This is a genomic window from Micromonospora sp. NPDC049081 (genome assembly GCF_040648835.1).
GTDB lineage: Bacteria > Actinomycetota > Actinomycetes > Mycobacteriales > Micromonosporaceae > Micromonospora > Micromonospora antibiotica.
Genome location: NZ_JBEZEK010000030.1, coordinates 35,786 through 53,478, shown reverse-complemented (window position 1 = coordinate 53,478; position 17,693 = coordinate 35,786). Strand labels below are relative to the sequence as shown.

Here is a 17,693-nt window from a genome sequence, read left to right as displayed (position 1 = left end):
GGACCGGCCACCTGGGGTCGTAACCTGGCTCGGTGCCGGGCACTGCCGGCCAGGGCCGCTCACCGGTCGTGCCCCGGCACCGGCACGGGGTGGGTGGCTTCGCCGCAGCGGGGACACCACCGGTCCGTCACGAGGGGCGAGGTCACGCCGCGTCGAGTTTGTAGCCGACCCCGCGTACGGTGCGCACCAGCCGGGAGGCGGCCGGGTCGTGGTCGACCTTGGCCCGTAGCCGCTGCACGGCCACGTCGACCAGGCGGGAGTCGCCGAGGTGGGAGTGCCGCCACACCCGGTCCAGCAGCGCCTCCCGGGTGAACACCTGACCGGGCCGGCGGGCCAGCTCGGTCAGCAGCCGGAACTCGGTGGCGGTGAGGGGCAGTTCCCGCCCGTCGCGGCGGGCCACGAAGCGGGCCGGGTCGACCTCCAGCGGCCCGACCGTCAGCACGGGTTCGGTGGGCACGGCGTACCCCCGCCGCAGCGCCGCCCGGACCCGGGCCACCAGTTCCGCCAGGTCGAACGGTTTACGCAGGCAGTCGTCGGCCCCACACTCCAGGCCGACCACCACGTCGATGGGGTCGGTGCTGTCGGTGAGCAGCAGGATCGGCAGCTGGCTGCTGCGCCGGACCGCCCGGCAGACCTCCAACCCGTCGAGGCCGGGCAGCAGCACGTCCAGGACGATCAGGTCGACCTGCTGGGCCCGCCAGGTGGCCAGCGCGGTCCGGCCGTCGGCGGCGGTGCTGACCCGGAACCCGGCCCGGCGCAGACCGAGGGCGGTGACCTCCCGAATGGAGGCATCGTCCTCGACCAGCAGCACCCGGCCGTCCATGGTGTTCCCAGGGTAGTCCCGGGGCGGCCGGTCGAGACCCGGCGCAACGGCCGGTGCCGGGAGCCGATCGACGTCGACTCCCGGCCCGACCGGTGGTCACCGTCGCGGTCACTCCTGCCACTGGTGCGCCACGTCGAGCACGATCCGGCTGTGCGTGCCGGGGCCGGCGAGCAGCAGCACCCGGAACGGCAACTGCGCCCGGACGCCGACGGCGAAGGTGCTGTAGCCCTCGAAGGTGCCGCCGTAGACGACGTCGCGCAGGGTGCGGTAGCCGAGCACCGCCGCCACGTGGTCGCCGGCCCGGTACGGGTAGCCCACGGCCGGCTCCCGCAACTGCACCCGCAGCACCGCCCCGCCCGCCGTGTACGGCGACATCGCCAACCCCTGCCCCTCGGTGAACACCTCGCCGTAGCCGACCGAGTAGCCGTCGGCGTTCCCGTCGAACTCGAAGACCAGCCGGTCGTAGCAGTCCTGCTGGCCGGTGCGGGTGGTCAGCAGCGGGGCCGGGTTCAGGTCGCCCCCGGTCTTTCCGGCGCTGCCCCAGGTGATCCCGCAGTAGGGTGCGGCGGTGACGCCGGCGCGGAGCCGGCCGGCGGCGGTCGCCGTACCGACGGTGGTGAGCAGCACGGCCAGCACGGCCGTGACCGCCATCAGGGTCCTGGTGGAACGCATGGTGACCTCCCGGTCGACGGTGTCCGGCCACGGTGGCCGGTCGAGGTCGACGGTGCGCCACCCGTGCCACAGCGCCCGCACCGTGACGTAACAGCGGGGCAACAACCGCGACCCTCGTCGCCTCCTGCGCCCGGGCGCGGGTCAGGCCGATGGCGGCGGCCCGGGCTCAAGCAGGTGGTCTGGGTGGGGAGGCTGCCCACGATCGTGACAGGCTTCCTGCCGCGACTGCTAGCCGAGGTCGTGTACCTCCAGCCCTCGCATGATCAGCATCTGCATCGAGCCGAACCCGTAGAGATCCGCGTCGGATGACAGGTTCGCCACCTCGCTGAGCACCGGTTCGACGTCGATGGCGCACTCGCGGGCCCGGTTGCACAGCCACCAGATCGTCATCAGCTCGTCGCGCGGATCGGCACCCTGATCCATCGCGGAGACATGGACAAAGTCGTCGGCGGAACTCTCCGACCGAATTCCACACCACCGGTAGGTGGGCAGCCCAGCGGAAGGACGGGTAAGCCCGAAAGATGTCTCGGACCTCCTCACGGGCCGGCGCTCCGCCGGTCTCGTACGCATCCAACAGCTCATCGAGCGCGGCGGACGCCTCGGCCGCCACCCCGGCTTCCTCCACCGGCGACTGCGCCTTCCGGATCTCGGCCATCGCATTCGGATCGCTGAGGTCGACCGGGCGCTCGGCGACGTACCGCAACAGATCGTCGATCACCGCGACATCCGCACGGACCGCGGCAAGACTCATGCCGTCATTGTGCTTGTCCCCCAGGAGATCGACCAGGTCAGGAGGACCACTGGGGCTCAGGGCCGGCGATGGGCGTAGCAGCCGCTTACCGGTCCGAACTCGTCGGCGGTTTGCTGGCTGATGGTCAGGTGCGCTTCCCGGACATCACTCCACGGCCGGTCCGGCCACGAGGTGCACAGGTCAGGGGCGGGTCAGCCCGATGGTGTCGGCGAGGCGGGCGACGTCGGCCGGGGTGGGGCCCGCGCGGAGCACAGCGGTCAGGGCGGCACGGGCGGCGGGGCGGGTGCGGGTCTCACCGGGGGCGGTGCGGTCGGCGGTGAGCAGGGCCCGCCCGGCGGCGTCGGGGTCGCCCAGGTCGAGGTGGCTGCGGGTGATGTCGATGAGGTGGGCGGCGCGGTGTTCGGCGGGGAGCTGTCGCCAGCCGTCCTGCCCGGTGGCCCGGCGGTGCAGGTCGACGGCCCGGTGGTGGTCGCCGAGGTGGGTGGCGGTCAGGGCGCGGGCGAGTGCGACGCTGGTCGGGCCGAACGTGATGCCGTCCGGGTCGGGCGGCTCGTCGGCGGCGGCGAGCGGGGCGGCACGTTCGGTCAGGTCGTGGGCGGTGGCGGCATCGCCGTAGCCGGCGGCGGCGAGGGCGGCCTCGATCAGCAGCGCCCCGGTCAGGGCCAGCGCCGGCGGGTCGCCCTGCGCCGCCGCCGGGTCCAGCTGGCGTACGGCGGTGAGGGCGGCGGTCCTGGCCAGCCGGCCCCGCCGCAGCGCACGGAGCACCTGCGCGAGGGTCACCGCCGCCCGGCCGATCCGCACCGGGTCGCCACGGGTGGCGGTCATCATGGCCCGGTCGGCGGCCAGCCAGGCCAGGTGGGCGTCGCCGAGCTTGACCAGCGTCTGGGCGGTGAGCCGGTGCACCCGCACCAGCAGGTCGAGGACGGGCGGGTCCACCGGGCCGGTGTGGCCGGCGTGTCGGCTGTCGGCGAGCAGGTCGGGCAGCATCCGCAGCACCTGCGGGTGCTGCCCGTTGCGGTACGCCGCCCAGGCGTATCCGGCCTGTTCGTCGAGCTGCCGCAGCAGGGGACCGGCCGGGACGGACGCCGGGGGGTCGTGCCGGGCCAGCGCCGCCCGGACCCGTTCCACGGCGGCACCGACGTCGGTGACCGGTGCCGGCGCGGTCCGCCCGGCGAGCAACAGTTGCGGCGCGACGCCGAGCGCACCGGCCACGGTGTCGATGACGGAGAGCCGATCGAGGGTACGCACCCCCCGTTCGACCTTGTCGACCCAGCTCTTGGACTTGCCGATCCGGTCGGCGAAGACCTGCTGGCTCATGCCCCGGCGGGCCCGTAGCTCTGCCATCCGCCGTCCGATCGCCGGCTCGGTGCGCTGCCGGCCGGGGCCGCTCACCGGTCGTGCCCCGGCACCGGCATCGTGTGGGTGGCCTCGCCGCAGCGGGGACACCACCGGGACTTGACCCGGAACGCGAGCAGCCCGAGCAGGAAGCCCGGCACCAACCCCCCGAACAGGACCGACAGAACGTGGGAGATCACGAGCGTCCCCGCTCTGCGGCCCCGGCAGCGGGATCGTCTGCCGAGGTGTGGTGATGGGACCGGGGGTCGACGACAGACTCGTGCTGCATGGGGGCGCTCCTACGCGGGTCGAATCCGTGGGCCGCTACCTCGTCCGTGTTCGCCAAGGAACCAGTCGGTGCAGGGGCCTTCCCTTGTAGGAAGGATGGCAGATTGTCTGCGGACAATCAACGTGTCTGATGTCTTTGGATTTACTTGTCGGCCTGGAGTTCGTACACCAGCTCGTACATCTCGGCATCGAGCACCATGAGGGACGCCTCGACGCAGCGATCTCCTGCATAGGCATACCTGGTGATCTCGAAGACCAGGCTGCCTTCTCGGCGTAGGCTCAGCCCCTCCCGCCCGTCGACCCCGTTGATCTCCTCGGGGGTGGGTGCGCGGCTGATGACCCGTTCCACGAATCTCGTCGGTCGGAAGCCCTGCTCGCTGAGCCTGGCGAACGTGCCACCGGGGCCGGTGTCCGTGTGTTCGATCCGTGTGCCACGGGTCAGGTCCGTCGGCAGGTAGGCGGTGGCGAGCTGGACTGAACGCCGGTCCCGGACGTAGCGGCGGTACCTCGACAGCACGACGTCGCCACGCGGCACTCCGAGGGCGTCGGCAACGTGTGCCGGCGGCACGACATCGCCGACTGTGACATCGACGGCCTTGGGTGGGTCTGCCGAGTCGTGTGCCTGGATCGACAGTCCGCGTCCCCACCGATCTGGCGAGAGCCTGCCCGGTGAGGTGCGTGGGATGCGGCTGGCCCGCACGAAGCTGCCCGAGCCGCGGCGCGACTCGACCAGGCCCTCGGCTCTCAGGCGGTCGATGGCCTTCTCTGCAACGCCACGTGCTACGGCCTCGTCGGGGTTCGCGGCGAACTCGCGAATGGTGGGGAGCTTCGCGCCGGCTTCGTAGCCCTTCACGCCTTCCTTGATCCTGCGCCTGAGTTCGGCAGCGAAGCTGTCGGCGCTGTGCTTCCGGCCGTGGCCGCTCGCGTCGTTCATCGGATTCTCCAACTGTCGTCTGACAGAAGGCTACTTGTGGGACGGTTCGGGTATCCGGCCAACCCGATGGTCAGCCGACGGATATCCATCTTAAGTCACATAAACTGTCATGAGACAATTTGATTACTTAAGGTGCCTGTTTCGCTGCTTTCCGTCTAGCGAGTGGCGTGGCCTCCATGACCTCATCATCGCCGGGCCGCCGGAAATCCGACCGTGAGCAGGCCTGCAACAGCCTGCCTTCAAGCGTTACCTCGTCCGGGACGGCCACACCGCTCTCCGTGCAGACTTTGCGGCTTCGACCGCGTGAGCTCCGTAGGGACATCGCTGTGGCGTGTTGGCTTAGGTGGGCATTGTTCCCACGACGGGACCTGGATCGCTGCCGGATCCCGCCCGGGGTGCCAGCCTCACGTCAGCCTCGGGCGCATTCCAATGGCTGAATTCAAGGAGGAGCCGGACTTCAGCTCGTGCTAGGGCCCGTGTCGAAGTCGCAGGCGGTCGCGCTGCGGTGTGATGGCAGTCCGGCCAGAGTTGGCGAGGTCGATGCGCCAGTCGTTGCTGCGCATGAGGGAGCCGCTGCCCGGCGGGTACTCGAAATTGCAGGGGCCGAGGAGAGTGAAGCCAAGGCGGTGGCAGAGTGCGTTGGAGGGGGCGTTCTCGATTGAGGGGAACGCGTGCAGGCTGTGGGGCGCGTCGGGGTGGCGGGCAGCCTCGCGGAGGATGGTGATCAGGGCGGTGCCGGCTGCGGAGGCAATGCCTCGGCCCTGGTAGGGCGGTAGGACGTTCCAGCCGGTCTCGTAGATCTGCTGGCCCTGCCAGTCACGCTGGTGGTATGCGATGCTGCCGACCATCTCGTCGCCGAGCAGTACGGCGAACATGCAGCCGCAGCCGGTTGCCGGCATGGCAAGGTACCGGCGGTGCCGGGCAAGCAGTTGTTCCTCCGGCTCGGGACCGCCGACGTGTCGACGCATCTGCGGAGTGTTGATCCGGCGCAGGAGGTCGAGCGCGGATTCCGACCAAGGCTCAAGACGAACGTCCATGCCGCGCAGCCTGGCAGGCTTCGGGATCATCAAGCACCTGATTTCGACCGGTATGGGTCGTCAACTCGGGCCTGGGTCGAATTCGGCGGTAGCGGGCTGATGAGATCCCGGCGCGGCGGTGATCGGTACGTAGCGAGGTCTCCGGTAGATGGTTCATCGACGAAGAAGACCATCAGCACGGAGACCTCGTGGCCACTGTGGCGGTGACGAGGCGGCACGACCTGACCGACGCGCAGCGGGCGGCGCTTGAGCTGGTGTTGCCTGTGGGAGCATCGACCGGGTCGGCCGTCGACATGGACGAAGCGGCAGCTCATTGACGGGATCCGGTGGCGGATCCGAGTCGGTGCCCCGTGGCGTGACGTGCCGGGGTGCTACGGGTCCTGGGCGGCGGCGTACGCGGTGTTTCGCCGCTGGCAGCGCGACGGGACCTGGGCGGTGGGGCCTCACTGTCCAGCGAGCTGCGGTTGGCTCAGGAGCATGGGCTGAGTCGCACCATCGTCCGACAAGCGGTGGCACTGCTCCGTTCGGAAGGGCTCGTCATCGTGGAACCACCGCGCGGCACGTTCGTCCGCGCTATCGAGCCGACCGAGACGGTGACTCTCCTCAAGGGCGACACCGCTACCGCCCGGATGCCTACCCCCGCCGAGCGACGCGAACCGGAGATGGGGGAGGGCATCCCGGTCATCGTGATCTTCCGCGCCGACGGCTCCCGAGAGCTGTACGCCGCCGACCGCATCCGCGTGGGTCGCTGACCCTCGCCCAATTGTGGGAAGCCCCGCCGCGGGATGCGGCCTGAACCTGTCGACTGGTGACGCTCCGGGTCGTTGAGTAGGTGCCGAACGCCATCGGTTCAGGTCCAGGTTGACCTGTGTCGACGCATGTACAGTCTTCTTGCCGCTCCGCGCCGCCCAGTACCGGTCGCTGTTCTCCGCCCGCAACACCGCGTTTTCCTGCCGCAAAACGGTATTCCCGCGCTTGAGATCACCGAATCCGCCGACCACCTGATCGGTCACAAGGAGTTCGGTACTCGCGGAGCCGGTGGCCTGGTGCCCGCGTCTCGGAAAGATCGCTGGGGCGATCAGGGGGAGAGGCGGTGATCGATGCAATGGTCGAGCGGCTATTGCAATCTCCTTCCCGCTTCCGGATACTCATGAGTGGCATTCACATCTACGAATGGATCAACGCATGAATCATCTCCATCGTGATCGTCGTGCCCTCACGGCAGGATTCGGAGCCGTCCTTCTCGCGCTGAGTCTTCTGGTGTGGCCGGCCGCCGGCGCGACGGCGCAGCTGGAAGCGTCCGATCGGAATGGCACACAGGCGGGTGTCAACGCTAACTACTATCAGCTCAAGAATCCAGACTCCGGATTGTGTCTGACGCTCTACAACGGCAACATGTTCGATGGCGCACCGCTGGTCGTCATGCCATGCGCCCAAGGTGGGAAGCCTATGAGCTGGGCTTTCAGTGCTGGGAACGCTGGCAGCCTTTCCTCCCAAGCCGATCCGAGCCGATGTGTCGATGTCCTGAATGGCGTGACCGCCGACGGAACCTCCGTGCTCGACTGGACCTGCGGCTCCACCAACCAACAGTGGACTCTCACCAATGGTGGCAGATTGCTGAGCGGTCTGTCAGGCGGTTGGTGTCTCTCTATTTACGGGAATAACCCGGCACCGGGGACGATCGTCGTCCTGATGTCGTGCCTGAATGCGGGTGGAAGCCCTGCACCTTCTCCCTCTTCGTCGCCATCCTCGCCTCCGAGTGGGGCGGGCGATTACGCGAAGTGGGTTATCAGCTAGTGGCATGACCGTGAACGTTCGCGGCGTTGGGCCAGGCAGTTCGGTGGCGGGCCGGCCAATGGACTTGGACGACGCGGCGCTACCCTGGCGGCGTCCCCTCGCCCACTGGTCGTGCCAGCTGCCCCGGCCGCCGACAGGGCTACGTTTCAGCGATGTGGCGGTATCCAAGGTGCGGGGATACCGCCACATCGCGGAACGCGAATCCGGATTCTGGTCGAGCTCGTGTATGTGGCGTTATCGAGATGCGGGAAGGGGGGAGTGGGATGGTGCCCGAACTCTCTGCTCACCCCACCCCCACCACCGGCATAACCACCAGGCACCAGTGCTTCGACTTCCCTGCCGCGTCGTCAGGCCCTGACGACTCCTGACTGGTTGCGGGACCGGAACGACGCCGGGTTGTGGCTACGGGGCGGGCTACGGGGCGGTGGTCTCGCAGCAGGTGCGTTCGTCGTCGGCTGCGGGCGGGGTCTGCGCGGAGGTGCCGTACTGGTCGGAGTCGCCCTTGACCACGTATACCTCCCAGCGCTCGTCGCCGGGGCCGCGAACCCAGACCTTGTCCTGCACGGCGTAGCAGCAGGAGGTGTCGTTCTCGGTCAGGGTGATCAGCCCGGCCTCGGTGAGTCGGTCGGTGGCGGCGGTGACCTGCGCGCCGTCGAACACCTCGACGCCGAGGTGGTCGATCGCGGTGGCCTGGTCCGGGGTGCCTTCGAGCAGGACCAGCTTCAGCGGGGGCTCCTCGATGGCGAAGTTGGCGTAGCCGGGTCGCCGCTTGGCCGGCTCGGTGCCGAACAGCTTCGAGTAGAACGCGATCGACCCTTCCAGGTCGGAGACGCGCAGGGCGAGCTGGACGCGGGACATCCCACACCTCCGGTTGTTTAGATGACTGTCTAGGCAGAGATTGCACTCTGGTTAGATGCTTGTCAAACTAGACGGGTGTCGAGACAACAACTGCCGGTCCTCGCCGATCCGTCGGCCTGCTGCGCGCCGATGGTCACCGAGGCCCTGACGGAAGACGCCGCCGCCGGTCTGGCGCGCGGCTTCAAGGCCCTCGGTGATCCGGTACGCCTGCGGCTGCTGTCCCTGATCGCCGCGCGGGCCGGTGGCGAGGTGTGCGTGTGCGAGCTGACCGACGCGTTCACCCTGACCGGCCCGACGATCTCCCACCACCTGAAGGTCCTGCGCGAGGCCGGGCTGATCGACTGCCAGCGCCGGGGCACCTGGGTCTACTACTGGATCGTCCCGGCCCGCCTCGCCGTCCTGTCCCAGCTCCTGGACGTCTCGGCTGCCGCCGCATCGACCGGGCCGACCCGGTGACGCCCGACCCGCCGCACGCCGTGCTGCGTCGGGCGTCGGCGGAACTGGTCGGCACCGGCCTGCTCGTCACCGCCGTGGTCGGCTCCGGGATCGCCGCCACCCGCCTGTCGCCGGGCGACGTGGGGCTGCAACTGCTGGAGAACAGCATCGCCACCGCGTTCGCCCTCGGCGCGCTGATCCTCATCTTCGGCCCGGTGTCCGGCGCCCACCTCAACCCCGTCGTGTCGCTCGCCGACTGGTGGCAGGCCCGCCGGACGGGAGCGGGTCTGTCGACCCGTGACCTCGGCGCGTACGTCGTGGCGCAGGTGCTCGGTGCGATCGGCGGCACGGTGCTGGCACACCTGATGTTCGGGTTGCCCGCCGTCACGATCTCCACCCGCCAGCGGGACGGGGGCGGACTGTGGTTGGCCGAGGTCGTCGCGACCGCCGGGCTCCTCCTGCTGATCGCCGCCCTCACCCGTGCCCGCCGGACCGCGGTCGCCCCGGCGGCGGTCGGGGCGTGGATCGGCGGCGCGTACTGGTTCACCGCCTCCACCTCGTTCGCCAACCCGGCCGTCACGATCGGCCGCATGTTCACCGACACCTTCGCCGGCATCGCCCCCACCTCGGCGGCCGGGTTCGTCGCCGCACAGCTCGCCGCCGTCGGGATCGCGGTCGCCGCGATCACCTGGTGGTATCCGACCGTTCGACAGCCGGACGGCGTGGCGGTCGAGCTGGCACCGGCGCAGCCGGAACGGGCCGCCTCATGACCGGCGCCCGGCCGCCCCGCCCCGATCTCGTGCCGATGACCGACGAGCACGCCCCGGCGGTGCTCGACATCTACCGGCACGGGATCGCCACCGGCGACGCCACCTTCGAGACCGAACCACCCACCTGGGCCCGGTTCACCGCCACCCGCCTACCCGAACACCGCTGGGTCGCCGTCGACCACACGGCTGCCGACCGCGTGCTCGGCTGGGTCGCGTGCACCCCGGTGTCCGACCGGTGCGTGTACGCCGGGGTCGTGGAGCACTCCGTCTACGTCCACCCCGACGCCCGAGGGCGAGGCGTCGGCCGGCTCCTGCTCCACCGGCTCATCGACTCCACCGAACAGGCCGGCATCTGGACCATCCAGTCCGGGGTCTTCCCCGAGAACACCGCCAGCCTCGCCCTGCACCACGCCTGCGGCTTCCGCACCATCGGCGTACGCGAACGCCTCGGCCGCCACCACGACCGATGGCGCGACGTCATCCTCATCGAACGCCGCAGCCCCACCATCACCTAGCCCCGTCAGCACCGGAAGAGGTCCACCACCCATGAGCACCCCCGCCCGGCCCACCACGCCATCGGTGCTGTTCGTCTGCGTCCACAACGCCGGCCGCTCCCAGATGGCCGCCGGCTGGCTGCGCCACCTCGCCGGGAACACCGTCGAGGTCCGCTCCGCCGGCTCCGAACCCGCCGACCATGTCAACCCCGTCGCGGTCGACGCCATGCGTGAGGTCGGCATCGACATCACCGCCGAACAGCCGAAGATCCTCGACTGGGACACCGCCGAGGCCAGCGACGTGATCATCACGATGGGCTGCGGCGACGCCTGTCCCGTCTTCCCCGGCAAACGCTACGAGGACTGGAAACTCACCGACCCCGCCGGCCAGCCGCTGTCCGTCGTCCGCGAGGTCCGCGACGAGATCCGCCAGTACGTCGCCCGGCTCCTCGACGAGCTGGCCCCCGACGCCAGGATCGATGACTGACCGGACACCGGTGGCTCCCGCGTCACGAGCGCAGTGGAGGCTCCCGCCGACAGGCCTGGTGACCGAACTCGTTCGACGGCCCTAAATGGTTTGCCGGTGGTCGGCGGGCGCTGGGATGCTGCGGCCGACCGGGAGCGGGGAGGGGCCAGCATGCCGTCGGAGTCCGAGCCGGAGGTCCGTACCGTGGCCGGTGTGCTGCGCGGCTGCCGGGAGGCGGGCCGCGCGGTGTTCCGGGGCATCCGGTACGCCGAGCCGCCCGTCGGTGCCCACCGGTTCGCCGCGCCGCAACCGGTACGCGGCTGGGAGGGCGTACGCTCGGCGGTCGCCTTCGGTCCGCCGCCTCCGCAGCCCGACGCGTTCGGGACCGCCCCGCAGGGCACCGGCGACGACTGGTTGACGCTCAACGTGTGGACGCCGGACCCGGACCCGGCGGCGGGGTTGCCGGTCCTGGTGTGGCTTCCCGGTGGCGGCTACCTCGTCGGCTGTTCCGGCCTCCCGGAGTACGACGGCGGGCACCTGGCCGGCGGCGGGACCGTGGTGGTGACGCTCAACTACCGCCTGGGTTTCGAGGGGTTCGGGCAGCTCGACGGGGCCCCGGCCAACCGGGGGCTGCTCGACCAGGTGGCGGCCCTGGAGTGGGTGCGGGACAACATCGGTGTCTTCGGCGGCGACCCGGGCCGGGTGACGGTCTTCGGGCAGTCGGCCGGCGGCGGTTCGGTCGCCGCGCTGCTGGCCATGCCGCGCGCCGCCGGGCTGTTGCGGCGGGCGGTCGCGCAGAGCGTCCCGGGGACGTTCCTCTCGCCCGAGCTGGCCGCCGACGTCACCGCCGCCTGCGCCGCCGAGCTGGGGGTACGACCGACCCTGGCCGACCTGTCGGCGGTGGCTGCGGACCGGCTGCCGGCGGTGGGCGAGGCGATCTCGGCCGGGATCGTCAGGTGGCGGGAACGGTGGGGGCAGATCACCCACCGGCCGATCCCGTTCGCACCGGTCGTCGACGGTGACGTGCTGCCGGCGACCCCGTGGCGGGCGCTGGCCGACGGTGCCGCCCGCGACGTCGACCTGCTCGTCGGGCACACCCGCGACGAGCACCGGCTGTTCAGCCTGCTCGACGGGGTACTCGGCCAGGTCACCCCGGAGCAGACCGAGCTGGCGCTGCGGATGCTGGCCCCGGGCCCGGTCGGTGCCCGCCGCTACCGGGAGGCGTTCCCGGCCGCCACCGACGAGCAGCTGTACGAGCTGGTCAACGCCGACTGGTTGTTCCGGATGCCGAGCCTGCACCTGGCCGAGGCGCAGGTCGCCGGTGGCGGCCGGGCGCACCTCTACGAGCTGACCTGGCCGGCGTCGGGCCTGGGCGGTGCCCTCGGTGCCTGTCACGGCCTGGACGTGCCGCTGGTCTTCGGCAACCTCACCAGCGGGCAGCCCGCGATGCTGATCGGTGATCCGCCTCCGCCGGCGGCGTACGAGCTGTCCGGGCAGTTCCGCAGGGCGTGGACGGCGTTCGCCGCGACCGGCGACCCCGGTTGGCCGCCGTACGATGCCGGTCGCCGTACCCGGATCTTCGACGAGCGGCCGACGGTCGTGGCGTACCCGGAGGAGACGTCACGGCTGCTGTGGCGGGACCACACCTTCGCCGCGCTTCCGCTGCTGGCCTGACCGCGTCCCGGCGGCGGAACCCGCTGACTTCCCGGCGGCGGCACCACCGGCGGCGGTACGGGCGAACCGGCCGGCCAGCAGCGCGAACGCGTCGGCGAGCGGCGGCGGGCCGACGACGGTGATCGCGGCGTCGTACCGGGCGACGGCGGCGGCGAGGCTCACCCAGGACCACGACCCGAGGGTCAGCCGGCACCGGTCGGGGGTGACCTCCTCGACGAGGCCGTCGCGGGTGTACCGGGCGACGGTCGCCGCGGGCAGGTCGAGCAGCACGGTGCCCCGGCACGGCCAGTCCGCCGACCCGCCGGCCGACCCCCGGAACACCCCGGTGAGATAGGTGGCGACGTCCCCGCCGGGCAGCGGTCGGGGGGTGAAGCGGGGCCCGTGGGGCGGGCGCAGGGTGATCCGGTCGACGCGGAAGGTCCGCCAGTCGGCCCGGTCGAGGTCCCAGGCGACGAGGTACCACCGGCCGTCCCAGGTGACGACGTGGTGCGGTTCGGCGTGCCGGGCCGGGCGCTCGGTGCTGTCGGGCCCGTAGTCGAAGCGCAGGATCTCGCGGGTCTGCACGGCGGCACTGAGCGCCAGCAGCACCCCGCCGTCGACCGGCGCGGCCGGCGTGGTGGCGGGTCGCGCGACGGCGGTCACGCTGAGTGCCCCGACCCGCTGCCGCAGCCGGGTCGGCAACACCTGTCGTACGGTCTGCAGCGCCCGCGCGGCGGCGTCCGCCAGTGCGTCGTCCGCGCCGGTCGCCGCGACCTGGAGCGCGACGGTGAGGGCGACGGCCTGTTCGTCGTCGAACAGCAGCGGGGGCAGTTCGGTGCCGGCGTCGAGCCGGTAACCACCGTCGGGGCCCTTGGCGGCGGCGACGGGGTAGCCCAGTTCCCGCAGCCGGTCGACGTCGCGGCGCACGGTGCGCAGGCTGATGCCGAGGCGTTCGGCGAGCACGGTGCCGGACCAGTCCCGGCGGGTCTGCAACAGCGACAGCAGGGCGAGCAGTCGGGCGGACATGGTCGGCATGGGTCCGATTCTGCCCGCAGTAGGTGCCACACCCTGTCACCTACTGCTGCGAATCTTGCTCCTGACCAGCCCCCTACCGGGCGTCGAGCACCAACAGCAAGGAGTCGACCATGGGCATCTCCGCCACCACACACCTCAACTTCCGGGGTGACGCCCGTGCGGCGCTGGAGTTCTACCAGGCCGTGTTCGGTGGCCACAGCACCGTCGTCAGCTACGGCGACCTGGGGATGCCGAAGGACCTGCCGGACGCCGACAAGGTCGTCTTCGGCCAGGTCACCGCCGACAACGGCTTCGCCATCATGGCCTACGACGTGCCCGCCGGCGCCCCCGCCGCAGCCGCGCCGACCGCCACCACCCGGGAGAACGGCACGACGCTGACCGGCGAGCGGTTCTTCGTCGCCGTCCGGGGGGACAACGCCGACGAGGTCGGCGCGCTCTGGCACCGGCTCGCCGAGGGCGCCGACCTGATCGAGGAGTACGGCCCGTCGCCGTGGGCCCCCGGTTTCGGGATGCTCACCGACCGGTTCGGCGTCACCTGGATCCTCGACGTCGCCACCCCGTACGCCGGCTGACCGCCCTGCACCGGTCCGGGTCGGCGACGTCGCCGACCCGGACCGGTCGGTCATTCGGTGCGCAGCCCGTCGGCGCGGGTGAGCCGCCACAGCAGCGGCAGGCTCAGCCCGCTGATCGCCAGGACGGCCAGCGCGCCGAGACCGACGGCGAAGCCCACCACCGGCCAGGCGACCGTGACGGGTGCCTGCACCATCCGCAGCAGGGCCGCGCCGAGGCCGAGCCCGAAGCCGACCGCCAGCACCAGCCCGACCCCGACCGGCAGGGCGGTCTGCCACAGCACCGACCAGCCGAGGGTGCTGCGTCGGGTGCCCACCGCCACCAGCATGGCCAGCAGCCGGCGGCGTTCCCGCAGCTGCTCCAGCGTGCCCACCAGCATGCTGGTGGCGATCAGCAGCAGGGTGACGACCGTGCCGATGGCCAGGCCGCGCTGGATGTCGGCGAACCGGGGCGACACGATGGTCGAGGACAACACGGACACGGGCGTGGCCAGGTCGATCGCGGCGACGGCGTTACGGACGTGTTCGACCGCGTCGGGGGCGGCCGGGTCGAGCTGGAGGTAGACGGTCGAGCGCAGCGGACCGAGGGTCCGCGAGCCGACCGCGCCGGGGGTGACCAGCACCGCGTTCTGCATCCAGCCGGCCGGGTCGGGTCGGGCCGTCGCGGGCCGCGCCGTGGTGGGCACCCGCCATCGTGACCCGTCCTCGACGGTCAGCACCGTGCCGGTCGGGACGACCGCCGGGTCACCCGGATCGGACACCAGGAAGGTGTCCCCGTCCGCGCACCGGTCGAGACGGGCGAACTCGGCCAGCGCGGCGCAGTCGCCGACCCGGATCTCCACCGGTGGGCCGTCCGGCGAGCCGATGGTGGCCACGGAGATGAGGGTGCCGGTCGCAGCGGTCACCCCGTCGGCCCCGCCGAGCTGCCGCAGGACCCGGGCCAGGTCCGGCTGGTTCAGGAACTGCACCTGCACCTGCGCCCGGGAGGTGTCCTGCCCGCTGGCGGTGGTGAAGTCCCCGGCGATCCCGGCGAAGAGCATCTGCAGACCGATCGTGCCGGCGACGGCCACGGCGATGCCGTTGACCAGCCGGGCGGAGGTGGCGCTGTCCAGCTGCACCCGGCGGACCGCCAGCTGCCAGGACACCGGACCGCCGCGCAGTCGTCGTACCAGCAGGTCGGTCAGCCAGGGCAGCACGGTGACCGTGCCGATCAGCAGCAGCACCGCGCCGGCCGGCACCACCCACCGGGTGACCCCGCCGTCGCCCTCGCGCAGACCGGCCACGGGCAGGAGCATGGCCAGGCCGGCGGCGGGCAGCAGTAGCCGCCACCAGAGCCGACGGCGGACCGGGGTGCTGCGCCGGGCCACGCCGAGCGGCTCGACCACGACCGCGCGCAACGCCAGCATCGCCACCAGCACGGCCAGCGCCGGCACGGCCAGCACGACGGCCAGCAGCAGCGCGGTGGGGGGCTGGATGTCGTCGGCGTACACGCTGATGTCGTAGAGGGTGACCAGCGGGACCAGTTGGCGACCGGCGAGCAGGAACCCGATGCCGACGACGACCCCGAGCAGGGCCCCGGCGGCGGCCTCCCCGGCGGCGATCCGCCGGACCATGGTGGTGTCCGCGCCGACCAGGCGCAGCGCGGCGAGCCGCCGGTCGCGTCGCTCACCGCCGTAGCGCACGGCGGAGCCGAGGAGCACCGCGATGGGCAGCAGCAGCACCACGAAGATGACCGCCACCAGCAGCATCAGCACCGGGCCGAGACCCTCGCCGGGCAGCCCGCCGCCGAACCTGTCCAGCCGGGTCGCCCCGGACGTGTCGGACAGCCGGTCGTCGCCCTGGTAGTAGGCCAGTTCGTTGGGGCCGGCGAGGCCCTCGTCGGCGATGGTCCCGGTGACCCGCGCGCCGCCCAGCCGGGGGGCGAACAGCGCGCCGTCGGGGGAGTCGAGCAGCCGGCGCAGGGCGGGGGAGACGACCACCTCCCCGGGGGCGGGCAGGGCGGTCAGCCCCGGCGGGACGGGCGCGGCCGGTCCCTCCGGCCGCAGCAGTCGGCCCCGCACCGGCCGGCCCCGGAACTCGGTGTCCAGCGCGTGCACCAGCAGGGTGCCGGGACCGGCCGCGACCTGTTCGCCGAACCGCAGGTCGTCGCGGGCGTCGCCGCGCGCCTGCCGGGCGTCGAGTGCCCCGGGTACGGCGGTGGCCAGCAGCAGCATGGCCACCCCGATGCCGACGCCGACGGCGGTGAGCAGCGCCCGGGTCCAACCCTCCCGGCCGCCCGTGACGGCCATCCGGGCACCCATCGCCAGGTCCGCGAGCGCGCCCCGACCGGTCACGCCGCCACCTCCAGGTTGCGGGTCCGCCCGTCGCGCACCACGATCTCCCGGTCGGAGTACGCGGCCACCCGTGCCTCGTGGGTGACCAGGACCACCGCCGCCCCGCTGTCCCGGGCGGCCTCGGTGAGCAGCCGCATGACCCGTTCGCCGTTGAGCGAGTCCAGCGCTCCGGTCGGCTCGTCGGCGAAGATCACCCGGGGGCGGGTGACCAGCGCGCGGGCCACCGCGACGCGTTGCCCCTGGCCGCCGGAGACCTCGCCGGGACGCTTGCCGGCCACGTCGGTGACCTCCAGCCGTTCCAGCCACTGCCCGGCCCGCTGCTCGGCCTCACGCCGGGGGACCCGGGCCAGCCGCAGCGGCAGCGCGACGTTCTCCAGGCAGGTCAGCTCGGGTACCAGCTGGCCGAACTGGAAGACGAACCCGAAGGCTTCCCGGCGCAGGGCGCTGCGCCGGGCGTCACTCATCGTCACCAGGTCCTGGCCGTCGAAGACGACCCGGCCCCGGTCGGGGCGGACGATCCCGGCCAGGCAGTGCAGCAGGGTGGACTTGCCGGAGCCGGACGACCCGAGCACCGCTACCACCTCGCCCTCGTCGATGCGCAGCGCGGCGTCGACCAGTGCGGCCGTCTCGCCGAAGCTGCGGTGCAGGCCCTCGGCGACCAGCAGCGGGGCGCTCATGCGCGCACCCGCGCGGCCAGGTCGTCGAGGCGGGCGGTGGTCAGTTCCAGCCAGCGCAAGTCGGCCTCCAGGTGGAAGAGCGCGTGATCACAGATCAACTGTTCGGCGAGATCGCCGCCGCGCTTGCGCCGGGTCAGCTCCCGCATCAGGCGTAGGTGCTCGGCGCGCTGCACGTCGAGTAGTTCGGCGGCCTCGCGACCGGTGAGCAGGGCGAGCACCACCTTGGTGTAGAGGATGCTCTGCAGATAGGGCTCGGGCTGTTCCGGGCGGGCCAGCCACTGGGCCACGTCGGCGACGCCGGCCTCGGTGATGGCGTACCGCTTACGGTCGGGGCCCTCGCCGGGCTCGACCGCCTCCACCTCGACCAGGCCGCCGCGCAGCAGCCGGGACAGGGTCGCGTAGACCTGGCCGTAGGCGACCGGGCGGGAGTGGCCGAAGTGTTCGTCGTAGCGCCGTTTGATGTCGTAACCGTGCCGGGGGGTCGCCTCCAGCAGGCCGAGGAAGGTCTGGCCGATGGACATGCCGGCGACTATACACACCGCGTATACGCGCGTTGTCTACACCCAGCGCCGACGTGGTCGCGACCGGCTCCCGGTGACCCCCGGGGTGTCGCCCGCGAATGTGACACCGTCCGACGGATTGACCCGCAGATTGATACATGTCAGTGTTTGCTTCCCCGGCGTTTCCGCCGCGATCCCACCCCCGGATCGCGGGTCGCCCGTCCACCCCCGGTCACATCCGACAGACGGGACGGTGACGCCCGGGC

General features: G+C 71.8%; 20 protein-coding genes and 3 pseudogenes. 11 read left to right on the top strand and 12 right to left on the bottom strand.

Annotation, left to right across the window (positions count from 1 at the left end; genetic code table 11):
• Window positions 1-142: 142 nt before the first annotated feature.
• The 3 genes from AB0B63_RS28665 to AB0B63_RS28655 all read right to left on the bottom strand — a co-directional run bounded on the left by AB0B63_RS28665 (window position 143) and on the right by AB0B63_RS28655 (window position 1,918).
• Entirely contained in the window at window positions 143-823 is a 681-nt protein-coding gene (locus AB0B63_RS28665; RefSeq protein ID WP_208570657.1) for a response regulator transcription factor, read from the bottom strand.
• A 108-nt stretch (window positions 824-931) separates the two neighbouring features.
• A complete protein-coding gene (locus AB0B63_RS28660; RefSeq protein ID WP_357024319.1) occupies window positions 932-1,600 on the bottom strand; it encodes a hypothetical protein in 669 nt (222 codons plus the stop codon).
• Window positions 1,601-1,723: 123 nt separating this feature from the next.
• Complete coding sequence (locus AB0B63_RS28655; RefSeq protein ID WP_357024316.1) at window positions 1,724-1,918, bottom strand: hypothetical protein; 195 nt, start codon at window positions 1,916-1,918, stop codon at window positions 1,724-1,726.
• Window positions 1,919-1,979: 61 nt separating this feature from the next.
• On the opposite strand from AB0B63_RS28655, the gene AB0B63_RS28650 reads away from it, so the two are divergent.
• Complete coding sequence (locus AB0B63_RS28650) at window positions 1,980-2,324, top strand: hypothetical protein (protein WP_357024313.1); 345 nt, start codon at window positions 1,980-1,982, stop codon at window positions 2,322-2,324.
• A 102-nt stretch (window positions 2,325-2,426) separates the two neighbouring features.
• Here the strand turns inward: AB0B63_RS28650 and AB0B63_RS28645 are convergent, their stop codons facing one another.
• From AB0B63_RS28645 to AB0B63_RS28630, 4 genes are all read right to left on the bottom strand, one after another.
• Complete coding sequence (locus tag AB0B63_RS28645) at window positions 2,427-3,590, bottom strand: helix-turn-helix domain-containing protein (RefSeq protein ID WP_357024310.1); 1,164 nt, start codon at window positions 3,588-3,590, stop codon at window positions 2,427-2,429.
• A gap of 44 nt (window positions 3,591-3,634) precedes the next feature.
• Window positions 3,635-3,781 carry a hypothetical protein gene (locus AB0B63_RS28640; protein WP_357024307.1) on the bottom strand — a complete coding sequence of 49 codons (147 nt, stop codon included), beginning with the start codon at window positions 3,779-3,781 and terminating at the stop codon, window positions 3,635-3,637.
• 230 nt (window positions 3,782-4,011) lie between these two features.
• Window positions 4,012-4,803, bottom strand: coding sequence for a GntR family transcriptional regulator (locus tag AB0B63_RS28635; protein WP_357024305.1), 792 nt, complete (start codon window positions 4,801-4,803; stop codon window positions 4,012-4,014).
• Between the two features lie 467 nt (window positions 4,804-5,270).
• Window positions 5,271-5,870: a GNAT family N-acetyltransferase gene (locus AB0B63_RS28630; RefSeq protein ID WP_357024302.1), complete on the bottom strand. Its 600-nt coding sequence runs from the start codon at window positions 5,868-5,870 to the stop codon at window positions 5,271-5,273.
• Window positions 5,871-6,028: 158 nt separating this feature from the next.
• Between AB0B63_RS28630 and AB0B63_RS28625 the strand changes: the two are divergent.
• The 4 genes and pseudogenes from AB0B63_RS28625 to AB0B63_RS28610 form a co-directional block, all read left to right on the top strand.
• Window positions 6,029-6,272, top strand: a pseudogene (locus tag AB0B63_RS28625) (transposase); the annotation flags it as partial.
• A pseudogene (locus AB0B63_RS28620) lies at window positions 6,209-6,349 on the top strand (hypothetical protein); the annotation flags it as partial. The pseudogenes AB0B63_RS28625 and AB0B63_RS28620, both read left to right, overlap by 64 nt.
• Window positions 6,350-6,592 carry a hypothetical protein gene (locus AB0B63_RS28615; RefSeq protein ID WP_357024364.1) on the top strand — a complete coding sequence of 81 codons (243 nt, stop codon included), beginning with the start codon at window positions 6,350-6,352 and terminating at the stop codon, window positions 6,590-6,592. It begins immediately after the preceding pseudogene.
• 421 nt (window positions 6,593-7,013) lie between these two features.
• Window positions 7,014-7,637 (top strand): RICIN domain-containing protein, encoded by a 624-nt coding sequence (locus AB0B63_RS28610; RefSeq protein ID WP_357024300.1) that lies wholly within the window; start codon window positions 7,014-7,016, stop codon window positions 7,635-7,637.
• A gap of 414 nt (window positions 7,638-8,051) precedes the next feature.
• Here AB0B63_RS28610 and AB0B63_RS28605 read toward each other — a convergent pair whose 3' ends face one another.
• Window positions 8,052-8,495: an ArsI/CadI family heavy metal resistance metalloenzyme gene (locus AB0B63_RS28605; protein ID WP_208570650.1), complete on the bottom strand. Its 444-nt coding sequence runs from the start codon at window positions 8,493-8,495 to the stop codon at window positions 8,052-8,054.
• Window positions 8,496-8,624: 129 nt separating this feature from the next.
• Between AB0B63_RS28605 and AB0B63_RS28600 the strand changes: the two genes are divergently transcribed.
• The 5 genes and pseudogenes from AB0B63_RS28600 (at window position 8,625) to AB0B63_RS28580 (ending at window position 12,334) form a co-directional block, all read left to right on the top strand.
• The gene (locus AB0B63_RS28600; RefSeq protein ID WP_204960779.1) at window positions 8,625-8,951 is read left to right on the top strand and encodes a metalloregulator ArsR/SmtB family transcription factor; all 327 of its coding nucleotides are present in this window, start codon (window positions 8,625-8,627) and stop codon (window positions 8,949-8,951) included.
• Window positions 8,948-9,631, top strand: a pseudogene (locus tag AB0B63_RS28595) (aquaporin); the annotation flags it as partial. The gene AB0B63_RS28600 and the pseudogene AB0B63_RS28595, both read left to right, overlap by 4 nt.
• 104 nt (window positions 9,632-9,735) lie before the next feature.
• The gene (locus AB0B63_RS28590; RefSeq protein ID WP_208570673.1) at window positions 9,736-10,215 is read left to right on the top strand and encodes a GNAT family N-acetyltransferase; all 480 of its coding nucleotides are present in this window, start codon (window positions 9,736-9,738) and stop codon (window positions 10,213-10,215) included.
• 31 nt (window positions 10,216-10,246) lie between these two features.
• Window positions 10,247-10,681 carry an arsenate reductase ArsC gene (locus AB0B63_RS28585; RefSeq protein ID WP_357024296.1) on the top strand — a complete coding sequence of 145 codons (435 nt, stop codon included), beginning with the start codon at window positions 10,247-10,249 and terminating at the stop codon, window positions 10,679-10,681.
• Between the two features lie 150 nt (window positions 10,682-10,831).
• The gene (locus tag AB0B63_RS28580) at window positions 10,832-12,334 is read left to right on the top strand and encodes a carboxylesterase family protein (protein ID WP_357024293.1); all 1,503 of its coding nucleotides are present in this window, start codon (window positions 10,832-10,834) and stop codon (window positions 12,332-12,334) included.
• On the opposite strand, the gene AB0B63_RS28575 is transcribed toward AB0B63_RS28580, so the two are convergent.
• Complete coding sequence (locus tag AB0B63_RS28575) at window positions 12,281-13,348, bottom strand: WYL domain-containing protein (RefSeq protein WP_357024290.1); 1,068 nt, start codon at window positions 13,346-13,348, stop codon at window positions 12,281-12,283. The genes AB0B63_RS28580 and AB0B63_RS28575 overlap by 54 nt on opposite strands.
• A 110-nt stretch (window positions 13,349-13,458) precedes the next feature.
• Between AB0B63_RS28575 and AB0B63_RS28570 the strand changes: the two genes are divergently transcribed.
• A complete protein-coding gene (locus AB0B63_RS28570) occupies window positions 13,459-13,920 on the top strand; it encodes a VOC family protein (protein ID WP_357024287.1) in 462 nt (153 codons plus the stop codon).
• Between the two features lie 50 nt (window positions 13,921-13,970).
• Here AB0B63_RS28570 and AB0B63_RS28565 read toward each other — a convergent pair whose 3' ends face one another.
• From AB0B63_RS28565 to AB0B63_RS28555, 3 genes are read right to left on the bottom strand one after another with little or no spacing between them, the layout of a single operon-like run.
• Entirely contained in the window at window positions 13,971-16,250 is a 2,280-nt protein-coding gene (locus AB0B63_RS28565) for an ABC transporter permease (protein ID WP_357024284.1), read from the bottom strand.
• A complete protein-coding gene (locus AB0B63_RS28560; protein WP_208570644.1) occupies window positions 16,247-16,927 on the bottom strand; it encodes an ABC transporter ATP-binding protein in 681 nt (226 codons plus the stop codon). Before AB0B63_RS28560 ends, AB0B63_RS28565 begins: the two co-directional genes overlap by 4 nt.
• Window positions 16,924-17,448 carry a PadR family transcriptional regulator gene (locus AB0B63_RS28555; RefSeq protein ID WP_208570643.1) on the bottom strand — a complete coding sequence of 175 codons (525 nt, stop codon included), beginning with the start codon at window positions 17,446-17,448 and terminating at the stop codon, window positions 16,924-16,926. Before AB0B63_RS28555 ends, AB0B63_RS28560 begins: the two co-directional genes overlap by 4 nt.
• Window positions 17,449-17,693: the final 245 nt, after the last annotated feature.

Coding starts and splice junctions, on each gene's coding strand:
- AB0B63_RS28665 (WP_208570657.1), bottom strand. CDS start 823: ATGGACGGCCGGGTGCTGCTGGTCGAGGACGATGCCTCCATTCGGGAG.
- AB0B63_RS28655 (WP_357024316.1), bottom strand. CDS start 1,918: ATGGATCAGGGTGCCGATCCGCGCGACGAGCTGATGACGATCTGGTGG.
- AB0B63_RS28645 (WP_357024310.1), bottom strand. CDS start 3,590: ATGGCAGAGCTACGGGCCCGCCGGGGCATGAGCCAGCAGGTCTTCGCC.
- AB0B63_RS28635 (WP_357024305.1), bottom strand. CDS start 4,803: ATGAACGACGCGAGCGGCCACGGCCGGAAGCACAGCGCCGACAGCTTC.
- AB0B63_RS28630 (WP_357024302.1), bottom strand. CDS start 5,870: ATGATCCCGAAGCCTGCCAGGCTGCGCGGCATGGACGTTCGTCTTGAG.
- AB0B63_RS28610 (WP_357024300.1), top strand. CDS start 7,014: ATGGATCAACGCATGAATCATCTCCATCGTGATCGTCGTGCCCTCACG.
- AB0B63_RS28605 (WP_208570650.1), bottom strand. CDS start 8,495: ATGTCCCGCGTCCAGCTCGCCCTGCGCGTCTCCGACCTGGAAGGGTCG.
- AB0B63_RS28600 (WP_204960779.1), top strand. CDS start 8,625: ATGGTCACCGAGGCCCTGACGGAAGACGCCGCCGCCGGTCTGGCGCGC.
- AB0B63_RS28590 (WP_208570673.1), top strand. CDS start 9,736: ATGACCGACGAGCACGCCCCGGCGGTGCTCGACATCTACCGGCACGGG.
- AB0B63_RS28585 (WP_357024296.1), top strand. CDS start 10,247: ATGAGCACCCCCGCCCGGCCCACCACGCCATCGGTGCTGTTCGTCTGC.
- AB0B63_RS28580 (WP_357024293.1), top strand. CDS start 10,832: ATGCCGTCGGAGTCCGAGCCGGAGGTCCGTACCGTGGCCGGTGTGCTG.
- AB0B63_RS28575 (WP_357024290.1), bottom strand. CDS start 13,348: ATGCCGACCATGTCCGCCCGACTGCTCGCCCTGCTGTCGCTGTTGCAG.
- AB0B63_RS28570 (WP_357024287.1), top strand. CDS start 13,459: ATGGGCATCTCCGCCACCACACACCTCAACTTCCGGGGTGACGCCCGT.
- AB0B63_RS28560 (WP_208570644.1), bottom strand. CDS start 16,927: ATGAGCGCCCCGCTGCTGGTCGCCGAGGGCCTGCACCGCAGCTTCGGC.
- AB0B63_RS28555 (WP_208570643.1), bottom strand. CDS start 17,448: ATGTCCATCGGCCAGACCTTCCTCGGCCTGCTGGAGGCGACCCCCCGG.